The sequence below is a fragment of the Chryseobacterium sp. JV558 genome (genome assembly GCF_033712365.1).
GTDB lineage: Bacteria > Bacteroidota > Bacteroidia > Flavobacteriales > Weeksellaceae > Chryseobacterium.
In genome coordinates this window covers 932,926-949,150 of record NZ_WJHU01000001.1, presented here as the reverse complement: position 1 = coordinate 949,150, position 16,225 = coordinate 932,926, and the positions used below count along the sequence as shown (strand labels likewise).

15 protein-coding genes and 1 riboswitch are annotated in these 16,225 nt (G+C 37.7%); of the genes, 14 read left to right on the top strand and 1 reads right to left on the bottom strand.

The window, feature by feature from the left end; genetic code table 11:
* The first annotated feature begins 4 nt into the window (after nucleotides 1-4).
* The 9 genes from GFU89_RS04415 (at nucleotide 5) to GFU89_RS04375 (ending at nucleotide 9,138) form a co-directional block, all read left to right on the top strand.
* On the top strand, nucleotides 5-235 hold the full coding sequence (locus GFU89_RS04415) for a DUF2007 domain-containing protein (RefSeq protein ID WP_047422808.1): 231 nt from the start codon (nucleotides 5-7) through the stop codon (nucleotides 233-235).
* A 146-nt stretch (nucleotides 236-381) separates the two neighbouring features.
* Nucleotides 382-894 carry a GNAT family N-acetyltransferase gene (locus GFU89_RS04410; protein ID WP_318845995.1) on the top strand — a complete coding sequence of 171 codons (513 nt, stop codon included), beginning with the start codon at nucleotides 382-384 and terminating at the stop codon, nucleotides 892-894.
* Nucleotides 895-1,009: 115 nt separating this feature from the next.
* Nucleotides 1,010-1,465 carry a transcriptional regulator gene (locus GFU89_RS04405; RefSeq protein ID WP_318845994.1) on the top strand — a complete coding sequence of 152 codons (456 nt, stop codon included), beginning with the start codon at nucleotides 1,010-1,012 and terminating at the stop codon, nucleotides 1,463-1,465.
* Nucleotide 1,466: 1 nt separating this feature from the next.
* A complete protein-coding gene (locus GFU89_RS04400; protein WP_318845993.1) occupies nucleotides 1,467-2,654 on the top strand; it encodes an efflux RND transporter periplasmic adaptor subunit in 1,188 nt (395 codons plus the stop codon).
* Nucleotides 2,654-5,800: an efflux RND transporter permease subunit gene (locus GFU89_RS04395; protein WP_318845992.1), complete on the top strand. Its 3,147-nt coding sequence runs from the start codon at nucleotides 2,654-2,656 to the stop codon at nucleotides 5,798-5,800. Before GFU89_RS04400 ends, GFU89_RS04395 begins: the two co-directional genes overlap by 1 nt.
* A 95-nt stretch (nucleotides 5,801-5,895) precedes the next feature.
* Nucleotides 5,896-7,311, top strand: a complete 1,416-nt coding sequence (locus GFU89_RS04390; RefSeq protein ID WP_318845991.1) for an efflux transporter outer membrane subunit — start codon at nucleotides 5,896-5,898, stop codon at nucleotides 7,309-7,311.
* Nucleotides 7,312-7,459: 148 nt separating this feature from the next.
* Nucleotides 7,460-7,948, top strand: a complete 489-nt coding sequence (locus tag GFU89_RS04385; RefSeq protein ID WP_318845990.1) for a GNAT family N-acetyltransferase — start codon at nucleotides 7,460-7,462, stop codon at nucleotides 7,946-7,948.
* Between the two features lie 2 nt (nucleotides 7,949-7,950).
* Nucleotides 7,951-8,430 (top strand): MarR family winged helix-turn-helix transcriptional regulator, encoded by a 480-nt coding sequence (locus tag GFU89_RS04380; RefSeq protein ID WP_318845989.1) that lies wholly within the window; start codon nucleotides 7,951-7,953, stop codon nucleotides 8,428-8,430.
* A 126-nt stretch (nucleotides 8,431-8,556) separates the two neighbouring features.
* Complete coding sequence (locus GFU89_RS04375) at nucleotides 8,557-9,138, top strand: YdeI/OmpD-associated family protein (protein ID WP_318845988.1); 582 nt, start codon at nucleotides 8,557-8,559, stop codon at nucleotides 9,136-9,138.
* A gap of 115 nt (nucleotides 9,139-9,253) precedes the next feature.
* Here GFU89_RS04375 and GFU89_RS04370 read toward each other — a convergent pair whose 3' ends face one another.
* Complete coding sequence (locus GFU89_RS04370; protein WP_318845987.1) at nucleotides 9,254-11,863, bottom strand: TonB-dependent receptor; 2,610 nt, start codon at nucleotides 11,861-11,863, stop codon at nucleotides 9,254-9,256.
* A gap of 384 nt (nucleotides 11,864-12,247) precedes the next feature.
* Between GFU89_RS04370 and GFU89_RS04365 the strand changes: the two genes are divergently transcribed.
* From GFU89_RS04365 to GFU89_RS04345, 5 genes are all read left to right on the top strand, one after another.
* Nucleotides 12,248-12,658, top strand: a complete 411-nt coding sequence (locus GFU89_RS04365) for a low affinity iron permease family protein (protein WP_318845986.1) — start codon at nucleotides 12,248-12,250, stop codon at nucleotides 12,656-12,658.
* 205 nt (nucleotides 12,659-12,863) lie between these two features.
* Entirely contained in the window at nucleotides 12,864-13,436 is a 573-nt protein-coding gene (locus GFU89_RS04360; RefSeq protein WP_318845985.1) for a ferritin-like domain-containing protein, read from the top strand.
* A gap of 266 nt (nucleotides 13,437-13,702) precedes the next feature.
* Nucleotides 13,703-14,314 (top strand): alpha-ketoglutarate-dependent dioxygenase AlkB family protein, encoded by a 612-nt coding sequence (locus tag GFU89_RS04355; RefSeq protein WP_318845984.1) that lies wholly within the window; start codon nucleotides 13,703-13,705, stop codon nucleotides 14,312-14,314.
* 133 nt (nucleotides 14,315-14,447) lie between these two features.
* Nucleotides 14,448-14,554, top strand: a riboswitch (TPP riboswitch).
* Nucleotides 14,555-14,579: 25 nt separating this feature from the next.
* Nucleotides 14,580-15,176: a nicotinamide riboside transporter PnuC gene (gene pnuC, locus GFU89_RS04350; protein WP_318845983.1), complete on the top strand. Its 597-nt coding sequence runs from the start codon at nucleotides 14,580-14,582 to the stop codon at nucleotides 15,174-15,176.
* The gene (locus tag GFU89_RS04345; protein WP_318845982.1) at nucleotides 15,163-16,194 is read left to right on the top strand and encodes a hypothetical protein; all 1,032 of its coding nucleotides are present in this window, start codon (nucleotides 15,163-15,165) and stop codon (nucleotides 16,192-16,194) included. Before pnuC ends, GFU89_RS04345 begins: the two co-directional genes overlap by 14 nt.
* The last annotated feature ends 31 nt before the right edge of the window (nucleotides 16,195-16,225 follow it).

Below are 16,225 nucleotides of genomic sequence, written 5' to 3'. Positions count from 1 at the left end.
GAATATGGAAAGAAGTACGAGAGTATCAGTTTATGAAAGTGATAACCCTTCAGAAATTCAGTTGGTTAAGTCTAAATTGGATGACGCGCAAATTACAAATACCGTTGAAAATAACTATCTTACGTTTACCACAACCCCAACAGCAACTTCGCTGAAGGTAATGGTAGATCTGGAAGAAGAAAAAAAAGCATTTGAAATTATTGATGCTTACCTTCAACAAAGTGAAAATCAATAAACAATTTCATAATTTTAAATTTTACTACTTCAAACCGAAAATTAATTCTCATTAATTTTCGGTTTTTTAATTAATTACAAACCATTAAAAGATTAATTTAATTCTTTAATCATTCAATCTTTTAATTTTTAATCAAATTTTACAACATGAACCCAGAGATCAAACTAAGACAATCGAAAATTGAAGACAGAAACAGAATTTGGGAAATTATCCAGCAATCTATTGAAAGAAGAAGACAGGATGGAAGCACCCAATGGCAGAACGGATATCCTAATCTTGGGACAGTAGAAAGCGATATTGCTAAAGGTTTCGGACATGTTTTGACAGTAGACGGCGAAATTGCAGTTTATGGAGCCCTGATTCTGAATGATGAACCAGCTTACAGTACCATTGAAGGAGCGTGGCTGAGTGATGGAGAATTCGTGGTGGTTCATAGAGTAGCTGTGGATGAAAAATTTGCAGGACAGGGAATGGTAAAGAAATTTTTTGATCATATCGAAGAGTTTACCAAATCCCATGACATTCAGAGTATTAAAGTAGACACCAATCATGACAATATTGCCATGTTGAAAATCCTTGAAGGCAGAGGCTATTCTTATTGTGGAGAGGTTCTTTTAAGAGATGGCATGAGAAAGGCTTTTGAGAAGATTATAATTTAAGCAAAAAGTTAAATCATCTTTCATTGAATTTTTAAACCGCCCTGTATTTATAAACTCTATCAGGTTTGTTCGTTTGGTTCTGAACTAATTTTTACTTTTGTTCAAATTTTTATATATGCACCAGAGTATAGAAATTGATGAGAAAATTTTTCAGGATGCCGTAAGATTTTATGGCACCGTGTTCAGCTTACCCCCTTTAGCATCAAAAATCTATTCCTACCTTCTTTTTGACTATGAGAAAGTAGGAATTACTTTTGACGAATTTGTTGAAGTGCTCTCCGCGAGCAAAAGCTCCGTTTCTACCAGTATTTCATTATTGTTAAATGCTCAGCTTATTGTTGATCATAACAAAATGGATGAGCGGAAGCGGTATTTTTTCATCAATGATGAATACAAAAAAATACGATTCGAAAAAATTGTCCAGAAAATGAAGGACGAAATGAAACTATTAGATGATTTAAACAATTTTAAAAAAAGTAAAGACGATGGATACAATGAAAGAATAGAAGTTTACAAAGCACTCTTAAACAAAAACATAGAAAATATTCAGGAATCTCTTAATAAACTATAAAATGAATAATAAGCTAGTTATACTTTCCATTGCAGCGCTTTCACTGACTGCCTGCAAAAAAGAAGCTCCGAAACAGGATGGTGCCAAGCCATATCCTGTTGTTTCCGTGGAGTCAAAAAATATAGTGGGTTATCAGACGTTTCCGGCTACCATCCAGGGTAGAGTAAACAATGATGTACGTGCAAAAATACAGGGATATATTACCCAGGTATTGGTAGATGAAGGACAATATGTTACAAAAGGACAGCCTTTGTTCCGTTTGGAAACCAATATCCTGAACGAAACTGCAGCTGCTTCCAAAGCAGGAATCGGTGCTGCTGAATCCAGTATTGCCGCTGCTCAGGCTTCTGTAAATGCTGCTCAGGTTGAAGTTAACAAACTAAAGCCTCTGGTTCAGAAAAACATCATCAGCAACGTACAGTTACAGACCGCACAGGCTCAGCTGGCACAGGCTCAAGCTCAGTTACAACAGGCCAATGCATCCAAAAGACAGGCCCAAGCCAATTATAAAGGAGTAGAAGCCAATATCGAATATTCCATCATTCGTGCTCCTATTTCAGGGGTGATCGGAAGACTGCCGTTAAAAGTCGGAAGTTTGGTAGGACCATCTGATCAGACTCCTCTGACAACGATTTCTGATACGTCTGAGATTTATGCTTACTTTGCAATGAATGAAAAAGAGTATTTTGATTTCCTTGAAAAATCTCCGGGAGCTTCTATGCCTGAGAAAATCAAAAACTTACCAATGGTTGAGCTTCAGCTGGCGAATGGAAGTCTTTATCCTGAAAAAGGGAAAATTGAAGCCATTACCGGTCAGATTGATCCTACAACAGGAACCATCCAGTTCAGAGTTGCTTTCTCGAATGCTCAGAAATTATTAAGTAATGGTAACAGTGGAACCATCAGATTCCCTCATCAATATGATAATGTTCTTGTAGTTCCTGAAAGTGCTACTTACGAACAACAAGGTATTGTTTACGTATACAAAATAGAAAAAGGAGATACTGCCAGAAACGTTGTTGTAAATGTTATTGACAGAATTGACAATTTAGCGCTTATCAAATCTGGAGTTAATAAGGGTGAAAAAGTTGTTGCAGCTGGTATCGGAGGTTTAAAACCGGGAACAGCAGTGAAACCGAAGCCCATCAAAATGGATAGTCTTGTTCAATCAATAAAACCGAAATTCTAATGATAAAAAACTTTATTAACAGACCGGTTTTATCTACCGTAATCTCAATTTTGATTGTGATTCTCGGTGTGCTAGGACTGATCTCGTTACCGGTTACACAGTATCCGGATATTGCACCGCCCACAGTGAGTGTTTCCGCCAACTATACGGGAGCCAATGCGGAGACGGTGATGAAAAGTGTAGTAGTGCCTTTGGAAGAACAGATCAATGGGGTGGAAGGAATGGATTATATTACTTCCAGTGCAGGGAATGATGGTTCTGCGCAGATCCAGGTTTTCTTCAAACAAGGAATAGATCCGGATATTGCTGCGGTAAACGTACAGAACCGTGTGGCCAGAGCAACACCTCTTCTGCCGTCTGAAGTAACGCGTTCAGGGGTTGTAACCCAGAAGCAGCAGACCAGTGCCCTGATGTATATGTCTTTCTATTCTGAAAATAAAGATCTTGATGACGTATACCTTCAGAACTTTTTGAATATTAACATTATTCCAAACCTGAAAAGGGTAAATGGTGTAGGGGATGCCAACGTTTTCGGAGGTAAAAACTACTCAATGAGAATCTGGCTGGATCCTGCAAAAATGGCTGCCTACAGCGTAACTCCTACCGATGTTACCAATGCCATCAACGAGCAGAGTAGAGAAGCTGCAGCAGGTTCTATCGGACAAAACAGCGGAAGTTCTTTTGAATATATCATCAAATATGTAGGTAAATTCAACGATAAAGAACAGTACGATAATATTATCATCAAATCTCTTGCAAATGGACAAAACCTGATGCTGAAAGACGTTGCTAAAGTAGAACTGGCAGGACAGTCTTATACAGGAATCGGGGAGAACGGAAACAATCCTTCCATCAGTATGGGGATCTTCCAGACTCCGGGATCTAATGCACAGGAGATTATTAAAAATATCAAAGAATATCTGAAATCTGCAGAAGGAACTTTTCCGAAGGGTGTGAAGTATACTTTCAACTTTGATACCAACGAATTCCTGGAAGCTTCTATTGAAAAGGTAGTACATACCCTGATTGAGGCCTTCATCCTGGTATTTATTGTAGTATATATTTTCCTTCAGGACTTCAGATCTACGCTGATCCCGGCCATTGCGGTTCCGGTATCTATTGTAGGGGCTTTCTTCTTCCTGAATCTCTTCGGATATTCATTAAACTTGCTAACCCTTTTTGCATTGGTACTTGCGATTGGTATTGTAGTGGATGATGCCATTGTCGTCGTCGAGGCTGTTCATGCCAAGATGGAGCATGGTATTTCAGATGCTAAAAAAGCAACGGTAGAAGCGATGGATGAAATTACAGGGGCTATTATTTCTATTACGTTGGTAATGGCAGCAGTATTTATCCCGGTAACCTTCATTACAGGTCCTACAGGGGTATTCTACCAACAGTTTGGTATTACGCTGATTATAGCGATTATCATTTCTGCTATTAATGCATTAACGCTGAGCCCGGTTTTATGTTCATTATTCTTAAAACCTCATGCAGAGCACCATAAAGAGTATAAAAATTTAAATCTGTTACAGAAGTTTTTCTATAAGTTTAATATTGCTTTTAAAACAACTACTGAACGTTACGGAAGAGGATTTGTATTCCTGTTAAGACACAAATGGGTAACCCTTATTATTTTTGCTGTTACCGGAGGTATCTTATTCTGGGCAAGCAGCAGTATGAAGAAAGGGTTTGTACCTACAGAAGACAGAGGAATTATCTTTACAGATGTTCAGCTTCCTCCAGGAGCTTCTATGGAAAGAACTTACAACGCTTTGAAAACGCTTCAGGCTAAAGCATTGAAAGTTCCGGGAGTACAGAACGTAACAATTTCCACAGGTAGAGGATTTTTATCTGGAAACGGAAGTAACAACGGTCTTGCCTTTGTTAAGCTAAAACCATTTGAAGAAAGAAAAAAAGACGGGCAGACTTCTGAAGATATCACCAAAAAATTATTTGGAATTGTAGGATCTGTTCCTGATGCCAAAGTAGTATTCTTTCAGCCGCCAAGTGTACCAGGTTTTGGTAACAGTGCAGGTTTTGAAATGGTATTGCTGGATAAGTCAGGTGGAGAATATGCAGATCTGGATGCCAAAACCAATGAATTCATCGGTAAGCTGATGCAGAGACCGGAAATTCAGTTTGCACAGACTTCATTCAATACTAAATATCCTCAGTATCAGATGGAAATTAATGTTCCGCTGAGCAAGCAGCTTGGAGTTTCTGTCAATGACATCTTGGCAACAATGCAGGGATATATCGGAGGTATTTATACTGCCGACTTTACCAAGTATGGAAAACAGTTTAGAGTGATGGTTCAGGCTCTTCCTGAAAACAGAAAAAACATCGAAAACCTGAATCAGCTTTATGTAAGAACAGGATCAGGCATCATGTCTCCGATTTCACAGTTTGTAACATTGACAAAAGCATATGGACCACAATCTGTTAGCCGTTATAACCTGTTTACTTCAGTAAAAGTGACAGGAGCCAACTCTGACGGATACAGTTCCGGGGATGCAATCGCAGCTGTACAGCAGGTAGCTAATGAAACATTGAATCAAAACTACGCAGTAGAATTTACCGGATTAACCAGAGAAGAATTAAATTCAGGATCTCAGACACTTCTGATTTTCGGGTTAAGTTTGATCTTCGTTTACTTTATTCTTTCTGCACAGTATGAAAGTTATATCCTTCCGCTGATCGTTATTATTTCTCTTCCTCTTGGGGTAATGGGAGCTTATTTCGGACAGAAGATTATGGGCTTGGAAAATAACATTTACTTCCAGATTGCCCTGATCATGCTTGTAGGACTACTGGCGAAAAATGCAATCCTTATCGTTGAATTTGCTGTTCAGAGAAGGCATCATGGTGAAACTATTGTCATGTCAGCCATCAATGCAGCGAAAGCGAGGGTGAGACCTATTCTAATGACATCATTCGCCTTTATCTTCGGTTTATTACCGCTAGTTCTGGCAAGTGGAATTGGAGCAGTAGGGAACAGATCTATCGCTACAGGTGCAGCAATCGGACTATTGATAGGAACTATTTTGGGATTATTCGTAATTCCGGTTCTGTATGTGATTTTTGAAACACTGCAGGAAAAAATTAAACCTATCAAAAAAGAAGATATCAATTTAGCAGAATAAAATTAATTAGAGAAGTTAGAAGTTAGATATTTAGAAATCAGTCTAAAACCATATCTAACTTCTGGCCTCTAACATCTAATTTCTAATTTTTTATAATGAAGAGTTTATTAAACATCATAAAAGGAATCACTTTTTCAGTTTTCATACTCGGAGCCATCTCATCCTGTATGGCAAGAAAAGAGTATGAAAGACCGAAGAGCGTTGTGGACGAAAAGCTTTTTCGTACAGATATGCTTCCTTCAGACAGTACCAATATCGCAGATATTTCATGGAAAGAGATATTTACAGATCCAATACTGCAGGGGCATATTTCTAAAGCATTGGAAAACAACTTAGATATCAGAATCGCACTGCAGAGCATCAATTCTGCGGAAGCTTACCTGAAACAAAGTAAAGCAGCTTATCAGCCAACACTTTCTATAGGACCCAACTATACCTTCCAGACGCAGTCTATCAATACCCAGTTTGGGCAGATCATTGGAGAAAGACGTTATGTAAACCAGTTTGATATCACAGCAAGTATAGGCTGGGAAGCAGATATCTGGGGGAAATTAAGAGCTCAGGAGAAAGCGCAAGTCGCTACTTATTTAGGAACTGTTGCTGCTCACAAAGCTGTTAAAAGCAGTCTTGTATCTTCCATCGCTTCGGCTTACTATCAATTGTTAACTTTTGATGCACAGAAGAGAATTATTACAGAAACCATTGCGGTAAGAGAGAAAAACTTAGAAGCTACAAAGGCTTTAAAAATTTCAGGAACAGTTACTGAAGTTGCTGTACAGCAGAGTGAGGCACTTGTTTTCAATGCTAAATCATTATTGATTGATATTGATACACAGATCCAGCTTCTTGAAAATACCATGAGTCTTTTAATGGGAGAATCTTCTCATTCTATTGAAAGATCTACATTAGAAGGGCAAAACCTTCCGATTGATTTAAAATTGGGTTATCCTACTCAGCTTTTGGCTAACCGTCCGGATGTTATGAGAGCAGAATACAGCTTAATGAATGCATTCGAACTAACGAATTCTGCTAAAGCTCAGTTTTATCCTACTTTAAAATTGACTGGAAGCGGAGGTCTTCAGTCTGTGGATATTGACCACTTATTCAGTGTCAATTCATTATTTGCGAATGTAGTAGCAGGACTGGCTCAGCCAATTTTGAACAAAAGACAGATCAAGACCAACTATGATGTAAGTCTTGCCAATCAGGAAACGGCTTATCTCAACTTCAGAAAGACGGTTCTTACTGCCGGAAAAGAAGTTTCAGATGCCATCAGAGTTTTCTCTGTGCAGGATTCATTCATTGACTTGAAACAAAAAGAACTGAATGCCTATAAAAAATCGGTTGACTATTCCCAGGAATTGGTGAACTACGGTATGGCAAACTACCTTGAAGTATTGAATGCAAGTGTGAATTCATTGAACGCAGAACTTAATATTTCTAATGCGAGATACAGTAAAATGAAGGCAGCGGTAGAGCTTTATCAGGCTTTAGGCGGAGGCTGGAAGTAACCGTATTCTAACAGTATAAACGATAAAACGTATGTCAGTAATGGCATACGTTTTTTTATTTGTTCTATGTTAAAATTCTTTAAAGAATAAATTTAGTTTGGATATACGTATTTAACTACGTAGTTTTATACTTTAAAATTCAAACACTATGAAATTAAAGATACAGCCCATAGGAAATTCTTATTCGGAACAGGCGATTGACTTGATTTTGAATATTCAGCAGAAGGAGTTTAATATTCCGATCACCATTAAAGATCAGCCTGATCTTTTGCAGATTGAAAGTTTTTATACGGAAGCAGGAGGTAACTTTTGGGGTGCTTTTGTAGATGGTGAACTGGTAGGTTCCATTGCACTGGTTAAGTTTGATGAAAGGGCAGGAGCGATCAGAAAGATGTTTGTTAAAAAAGAATTCAGAGGGAAAGAACTGAATATTGCTCAGGAATTATTGGAAGTGTTAATTTCTTTCTGCCGTGATACAGCAATTGATGATCTGTATTTGGGAACCATAACGGTCCTGAAAGCAGCACAGCGTTTCTACGAAAGAAATCGGTTTATGAAGATTGAAAAAGGAAATCTTCCTGAGAAATTCCCTTTAATGAGTGCTGATGATATTTTTTACCATTTAAATATTGACTGAATATGAATGTGATCAACGAAGCAGGAATTCTTGCCATATCAACCCGATTGCATCGTTTGAGTGAACAACTGAGAAAAGACGGAGCCCTGATCTATAAAGCATTTGGAATCGATTTTGAGCTTAAATGGTTTCCGGTGATCTTTACCATTTATAAAAAAGAGATCGCAAGCGTTGTTGAAATTGCCAATGAGATAGGGTATACCCATCCATCCACCATAACCCTGCTCAAAGAACTCGAAAAACTGGAGTTGATACAATGGGAAAAAGATAAACAGGATGAACGAAAAAGGATGTTTAAATTAACTCCAAAGGGAAAGGAGCTCATTGGTAAAATGAAACCGGTCTGGGAGTTGATGTCACAGATTCTGGGGGAAATTACTGATAACAATAATAATCTGCTGGCAGCTATTGATGAGGCCGAGGAGAAAATTGCAAGCCAGTCTTTTTATCAGAGGGCGCTGCAGGTGAAGAACTCCAAGTAATTTTATTGCCTTTTTAGAATTGATAGTTCAAATAATAGGGTATCATATTGCACATGTAATACTGACAACTTATTGTCAATCATCTTTCTTAATTTTAAACTATCAAAACGTGTAAAAGCAGATAGTATGGGAACAACTCCGGAAAGACCAACTGTATATATAAATACAAAAGCAGAATGGCGGGCATGGTTACAAGAGAACCATCAGAAATTACAATCTATATGGCTTGTCTGCAATACACGAAAATCTAATTTACCCATGGTGTATTGGACTGAGCTAGTAGATGAAGCTCTTTGTTTTGGCTGGATTGACAGCACAAGAAAAACCATTGATGAAGGTTCTTTTATGCAGTTATTCAGCAGGAGAAAACCTAATAGTACATGGTCAAAAATCAATAAAGAGAAAGTTGAAAGACTGATTGAAAATGAGCTGATGACAAAAGCCGGATTTGAAACCATCAGAATTGCTAAAGAAAATGGTTCCTGGAATATTTTAGATAGTGTGGAAGACCTTGCAATTCCTGAAGATCTGATGGAGGCATTTAAAATTCATGAAGGTTCGGAAGTGTATTTTCTAAGTTTGAGCAAATCCATAAAAAAAATGTTGCTGCAGTGGGTGATACTTGCCAAAAGACCCGAAACCAGGAAAAACCGTATAAATGAAATAGCGACACACGCTGCTCAGAATAAAAAACCTAAAAACTTTTAATCGGTAAAAGACAGCGTATTCTTTTATTCGAGATTTCGGAGTAAGATAAAAAAATCGGCTGACCCATTTTTGGGTCAGCCGATTCAATTGATTCATTATTGAAATAAATATTGTCTTAGAATCTCAAAGTGGCTGCAACAGACCAGGTTCTTCCAAAACCAAGGAATCCTGTATTGCCATCTGCAACACCCTGATACACTCTGCCTGCATCCTGATAGGTTTTCCCTGCATCCGGACCATTAGCAATTTTATCACCTGCGAAAATATTGGAGCTTAATTCAGAAATATAATATTTGTTGAATAAGTTGTATACATTCGCTCTCAATGTTAAAGATTTTTTCGCATCCAATGTGAATTTGTAAGAAGCACCTACATCAAATAAATGGTAACTTGGCAATTTTACAATTCCTTTTTCTCTTGCTGCTTCAGTAAGGAAGTTAATCGGGTTGAACTGTGCATACAGTCTGTCATAATATTCCCAGTTCGCATCAATACTGAAAGCTTTGGTAATATTATAATCCGCTCCAATGCTTGCTGTTGTTTGTGCAGCATCTCCCACCTTCAGATCTTTGATATTGATCACTCCTGTAGCTCCGGATATTTCCTGGTTGGTTTGAACATCCAGAATGTTGAAGTTAGCGTTTCCTTTGTATTTCCAGTTACCGAAAGAAACCATTCCTCTAAGTTTAAGATTAGCAAAAGGTCTTGCTTTTGTCTCCAGTTCAAGTCCTTGGTGTACCTGACCAACGTTCAGTGCATTATAGAAATAAGCATTTCCAAGGCTTAACTGAGGGAATTTTGCAACATCCGCTGCTGTAGCATTGAATGTTCTTGAAATAAATCTGTCATCCCACTGCGTTCTGTAAGCATTAATGTTTACATCTATATAACGCGATTTGAAACCGTATCCTAATTCTACAGAGAAGATTCTTTCATTCTTGGCATCGTTATAAATATTCTGGTTGGATGGGAATAAAGCGTTGAATAACGGCTGTCTTGAGATCACTCCTGTATTGAAAAATACATTATGATGATCATCTATATTATAGTTGGCTCCTCCTTTTACGATATATCCCGTTTTGTGGTACCATTTTGTTTCCTGGTTTCCTGGTGTATACAGCATATAATCTACTCTCTTATAATATTGCTCAGAAACGGATCCCTGAACGGATGCACTTAGCTTTTCAGAGCTGTATTCAACCATACCATAGATACCAGCCCATTTTACCAAACCTTCATTGTGGATAGATACTTTTTGAGCATCTTTAAGTTTAGTAAGAGGTTCAGGTTTTACAGTTTGATTGATAAAATATCCCTTTGGTGCATTGGCTGTATTAGGGACATATAATGCATCTGATCCTAACATATCAGTTACAATGTCATACAGAGCTCCTTTATATGTTTTAAGATCAATACCTCCGTTAAAGGTCCAGTTATTCTTTTTGTAATTAAGGTCTGCAATGACTCCATACCAATCATGAGCATTGATGCTTTGCTTTCTAACGATACCATTGGTTCCGTTCAGAGTAGCTACGTATTTTCCGTTGTAATCAGTAGGAGAGCCTGCAGGTGCTGTAAAGGTTGATTTTTGGAAGCTGTTTCCATTATAATCTGTTACCATACCGCCTCTGTTATAACGATAAATCATATCCCAGTTGATCGTACCGTCTCCGCCTGCACCAGAATTCATGAAATTCATAGTTTGTCCTGCCGCGTTTTTGATAGAACCGTTAAGTCCGGTACCACCGCCTCCACGTCCCCATGAACCATAAAGAACGGTAGATAATTTCAGATTATCATTGATATTCCAGTCCCAGTTTAATGAAGCAATAGGCTTGTGGTAGAAGTTAGGTGCTAAATTGAATTGAGAACCATTCAGCATTCCTGTTTGTGGGTTGTATCTTCTTCCATAAGTGTCAAGTTGCTGCAAAGTAGCTACATTCGCTCCCGTTGCAGAAGATCTTCTTGTGTCATGTACCTGTGGTGCTCCCGTTGCGATAAAATTGAAAGCATGTTTTTCATTAGGCTTAAATCCTGTAGAGAAAAACCAGGAATAACCTTCTCCCTGTGTTCCGTTGATATAACCGTCACCTTGCCAACGGGAAAGCAATACAGTTGTTCCCCATTTGTTTTTTAACCCTGAAGAGTACATTGCAGATATTCTGGAGTAGTTGTCATTACCAACTTCTCCTTTTACCATTGCTTTCTGCTCAGAATCTGTAGCTTTGGTTACAATGTTGATGGTTCCTCCTACAGAGGGAACAACAAATTTAGAAGCTCCCAATCCTCTCTGAATCTGAATATTGCTGGCAATGTCAGCTAATCCTGTCCAGTTAGACCAGTACACAGTACCTCCCTGCATATCATTCACGGGTTGTCCGTTGATAATAACTGCAATGTTAGCACCGTCAAAACCTCTCATGTTGATTCTGCTGTCTCCGAATCCTCCACCTACTTTGGTCACGTAAACGGATGGAGTAGACTTCATAATTTCAGGGAATTCTCTGTTTCCCAGTTTCTCCTGAATCTCTGCTGCTTTGATGTTGGAAACTGCAACAGGTGTTTTTCTCTCTTTGGCTGTTTGGGAAAGGTTTCTACCTACCAACATAACCTCATCAATAGATTTTGATTTGTCTAAAGAATCCTTCGTATTCTGTCCATAATATATGGCGGCCGTAGGTAATACAAGCGCTATAATTAGTCGCTTTTTAAAAGTAATGCTCATGAAATAAACTAGCGTTTTTGAATTTAAGGCTGCAAAGATGGATATTTATTTTTTAATAAAGTATTAAATCTTCATTACGTGATTTCAGAAAGCATCCGGATGATCTGTTATTACTCATTTTTTTAAGTGTATTAATTAATTCAGATATTTAATTTACAATTTGTTATAAAAGTGAATTATCAAAAACAGGAAATGTGTTTAACTGCATAAAATAATTATGCAGTTCCTTATATTTTTTATTATAACGACCGCTGTTTCTTTAAAATATTCTAATTATTCATCCATTTAGTGATAGAACGTTTGGTAATTGACTAGAGTCATAAACTTTATACTGTTGTTTTGATACCTTGTATTATCATTTTATTTTAAAACCGTATTTATAGTATGAAAAAGAATTTTTTTGAAAAGTTTTCAGATCGCGTTGTCTATATTACCGGAAGTCCAGGAGCTTTTATCGGTGCAAGTTTACTTGTTGTTATCTGGGCGGTTTGCGGACCTGTTTTCGACTATTCAGAAACCTGGCAGCTGGTTATCAATACAAGTACTACTATTATAACTTTCCTAATGGTATTTCTGATTCAAAAAACTCAGAATAAAGACTCTAAAGCGATCCAGATAAAGCTGAATGAACTTATAGCATCCTATGAAAAAGCCAGTAACAGGCTGGTGGATATTGAAGATTTAACGGAAGAAGAACTTGACCAACTTCATAAGTATTATGAAAAATTAGGGAAGTTTTCCAATGAACCAAGACCTTCATTAGATTCTACCGAGCAGCAGCAACGATATAAATAATTGTCGATATGGTGGGAGCCTGAAAATTTCTGCACATAGTGACAGATCAATTATTTTGATATCTATAACCGTTTGTGTAAAGAAATATCAGTCTTAAAATAACTTATATTCCTTAAATTTTTTAGATACCACATCTCAGTATTTCAGGCAAAAATGGTCTTATAGTTGTAGAATTATCACCAATCAAATACTAAAATAGTATATTATGGAAACTAGAACAGCAACAAAAAAAGCAACCGTAAAAAAAGCAGCAACACGGAAAGCATCTGCAAAGACTCCGGCTAAAAAAGGTGCGGCAAAAGGGTTGGAAGACCTTTTTGAAGAGGCACTGAAAGATCTTTACTGGGCTGAAAAAGCACTTTTGAAAGCATTGCCAAGAATGATGAAAAACGCGACCAGTGAAAAACTTAAAACAGCAATAAACAAACATATTAAGGAAACGGAAGATCATGTTGACAGGCTGGAAAAATGTTTTAAAGCACTCGGTAAGAAAGCTCAGGCAAAGAAATGTGATGCGATGCAGGGACTGCTGGATGAGGGGAAAAGCATTATAGAAGAAACAGAGCCAGGAGCGGTAAGAGATGCAGGAATCATTGCAGCAGCACAAAAAGTGGAACATTATGAAATTGCTTCCTATGGTACACTTGCAGCCTTTGCAAAAGTATTGAAAGAGAAGGATTGTCTTAAAAATCTTTTGAGCACACTAGAAGAAGAAAAAAAATGTGATGATCTGTTAACAAAAATTGCTGATACTAATCTTAACAGCAAAGCAATATAAAACAATATTCAATTATAGAAAGGAGATCAGATATCAATTTGATCTCCTTTTTTATGTTGAGATCCCAGAGATTCAAGAAAGAAGTGGTAATAGTTTTGGTTATTTTTGTATCGTTTTTAATATATTTGTAGATATTATTTGTATCAATTGTAATTTCCTTCTATCGTATAATATTCAAAGAGTCAATAAAAGCTTCAAGAGTGCTCCGTGTTAGTAACGGTTGCTATGCTTAGGAATATAATTCTATTATTTAAAAATTAAAAAATATGACCCAGCTCAGCCTGTTCGACTCAGAAGAATTGTATGAATTTCCCAAAGATCTTCTGGAGTATCGAGAACATTTCCTGAGCCAGGAAGAAGCTGACAAACTTAAGACTCATTTGCTTGAAACAGCTCCCTGGAAACAAAGAACCCAGAAAATGTATGATAAAATGGTGCTGACACCGCGCTTAACGGCATGGTATGGAGATCCGAAAACGGATTATCCATTAGGAAATGGTAAAGTGGAGACTCATCTCTGGACACCTGAACTGTTTTCTTTAAAAGAAAGAATAAAAGAAACATTTGGCTATCAGTTCAATTCTGTATTGCTTAATCTTTACAGAGATCACAATGACTCTGTTGCCTGGCATCGGGATAAGGAAAGCAGATATGGAAACCGCCCGGTGATTGCATCAATAAGTTTAGGACAAACCAGAAACTTTGATTTCCGGAAAAAAGATCACCATCAAAGTAAATACAGCCTTCCTCTTCCTCATGGTTCATTATTGATCATGAAAGGAGACTTGCAGGAGAACTGGGAGCACCGGATTGCTAAATCTGTAACTTCCATGAAGGAGCGTATCAATCTTACGTTTCGGCTGGTTCGTCAATTATAGAGTATTTATTTCTAAGCCAGATTCTTCGTAATTTGAGCAGTTAAAAAATATCTTGTGGTTCTCTCCACGAATGAATTTTATTTGAAATAAAAGCCTGATGTATTTTCTTTTTAAGCAAAAAAGCTGCACCTTTGCCCCAACAATGGGGTGCTACAGAACAGTGGCTGAGATGATACCCAGGAATGTACTTCCACACCTGATCCAGATAATGCCGGCGTAGGGATTGCTTACTTATCATCTCATCATTTGATTTCTAACAATTAATATGATGCAGGACATTTTAAAACAAATTACCTTACCGGAATGGTTCGGAGTCTTATTTTCAGTCATTCAGGTTTTACTGGCCCGTAAAAACAATGTCAATAACTATCTTTTCGGAATTGCCGGTATTCTGCTTACTTTGTATGTGATGCTTACCTCAAAACTGTATGCTGAATTTACATTAAATCTTTATTATTTGATCATGAGCATCTACGGATGGCTGTATTGGAAATTCGGGAAGCAAAAATCCGAAATGGAAATCTCTGTTACCTCAACCTTAGAAAAATGGATTACCGGAGGAATTGTACTGGGAACTTTTAGTCTGTTCTGGTTCTTTCTCACTCATTTTACAGATTCGGATGTTCCGGTCTGGGATTCTCTGGTAAGTGCTTTTGCATGGGCAGGAATGTGGCTGATGGCAAGACGGAAAATTGAAAACTGGGTGATCCTCAATATCAGTAATATTATTTCCATCCCTTTAATGATTCATAAGGAATTATATCTCTACGCTGTTTTGACGTCATTTTTATTTTTAGTGGCAATCTCCGGTTATATGGAATGGCAGAAACTTATTAAAACCAAAGCCAATGCTCAATACTAAAGACATCAGAAAAGAACTTCAGGGAGCTTCTGTAATTTCTGATAAGGTGATACAGCATATTCATGAAGAGGGATGGCTTAAGATCTGGGTTCCCAGGAAATACGGAGGATTGGGATATCGTTTTGAAGAGGGACTTAAAGCATTATTTGGCTGGGCTGAAACTGATGGAAGCTTTGGCTGGATGCTGACACTTTGTGCCGGAGCCAATTATTTTTCAAGAAATATAAAACCCGATGTGGCTCAATTGCTGTTCACTGATTCTAAAACCTGTTTTGGAGGAAGCGGAATGGTGGGCGGGACTGCAGAAAAGCAAAATGATAACACCTATATCATCAATGGATTATGGAATTTTGCCACAGGAGCTCCCCATCTGACTCATTTTACACTCAATGCCAGAATTACAGAAAATGGTAAGCCGATGGTAGATCATGAAGGTAATGAGAGGATTCAATCCTTCATTGTTCCCAAAGAACAGGCTGAAATCATCCCCAACTGGAAATCAATGGGAATGAAAGCCAGCGGAACTTATTCCTTTACCATTGAAAATGTTATCGTCAGCGAAGAGTGCAGCTTTGTGTACGACCATTTTTTCACTGATGATGTACTGGACAGCATTCCGTTTCGGGTTTTTGCAGATTTGACACTTTTGGTGAATTATCTTGGAATGGCTTCTCATTTTATTGAAGAAGCAGAGCTTATTCGTCCTCAGATCAATTTCAAAAACTTTGTTGAGTCTGTTGAAAAACATTTGGAAAAGGTGTTAGGTATGGCCAGAAATATTGAAAATATTCTTGCTGATAGCAAAGCGATTTCAGCGGATCATCAAAATGAGATTCATACTTACGGAACAGAACTAACCGAGCAATTGTCCCACCAAATACTTACTGTTTACACTCAGCTTGGAATCCGGGCAACAGCTACTGATTCTGCAATATATCAGGTGTTTTGTGATTATTTTACAGCAACGATGCACTCCAATTTCAGACCTTCCGCTGATGATTTAGATTTTTCTTTTTGAGGTAAATCGAAGTCTGTCAAAAGTCAAACTG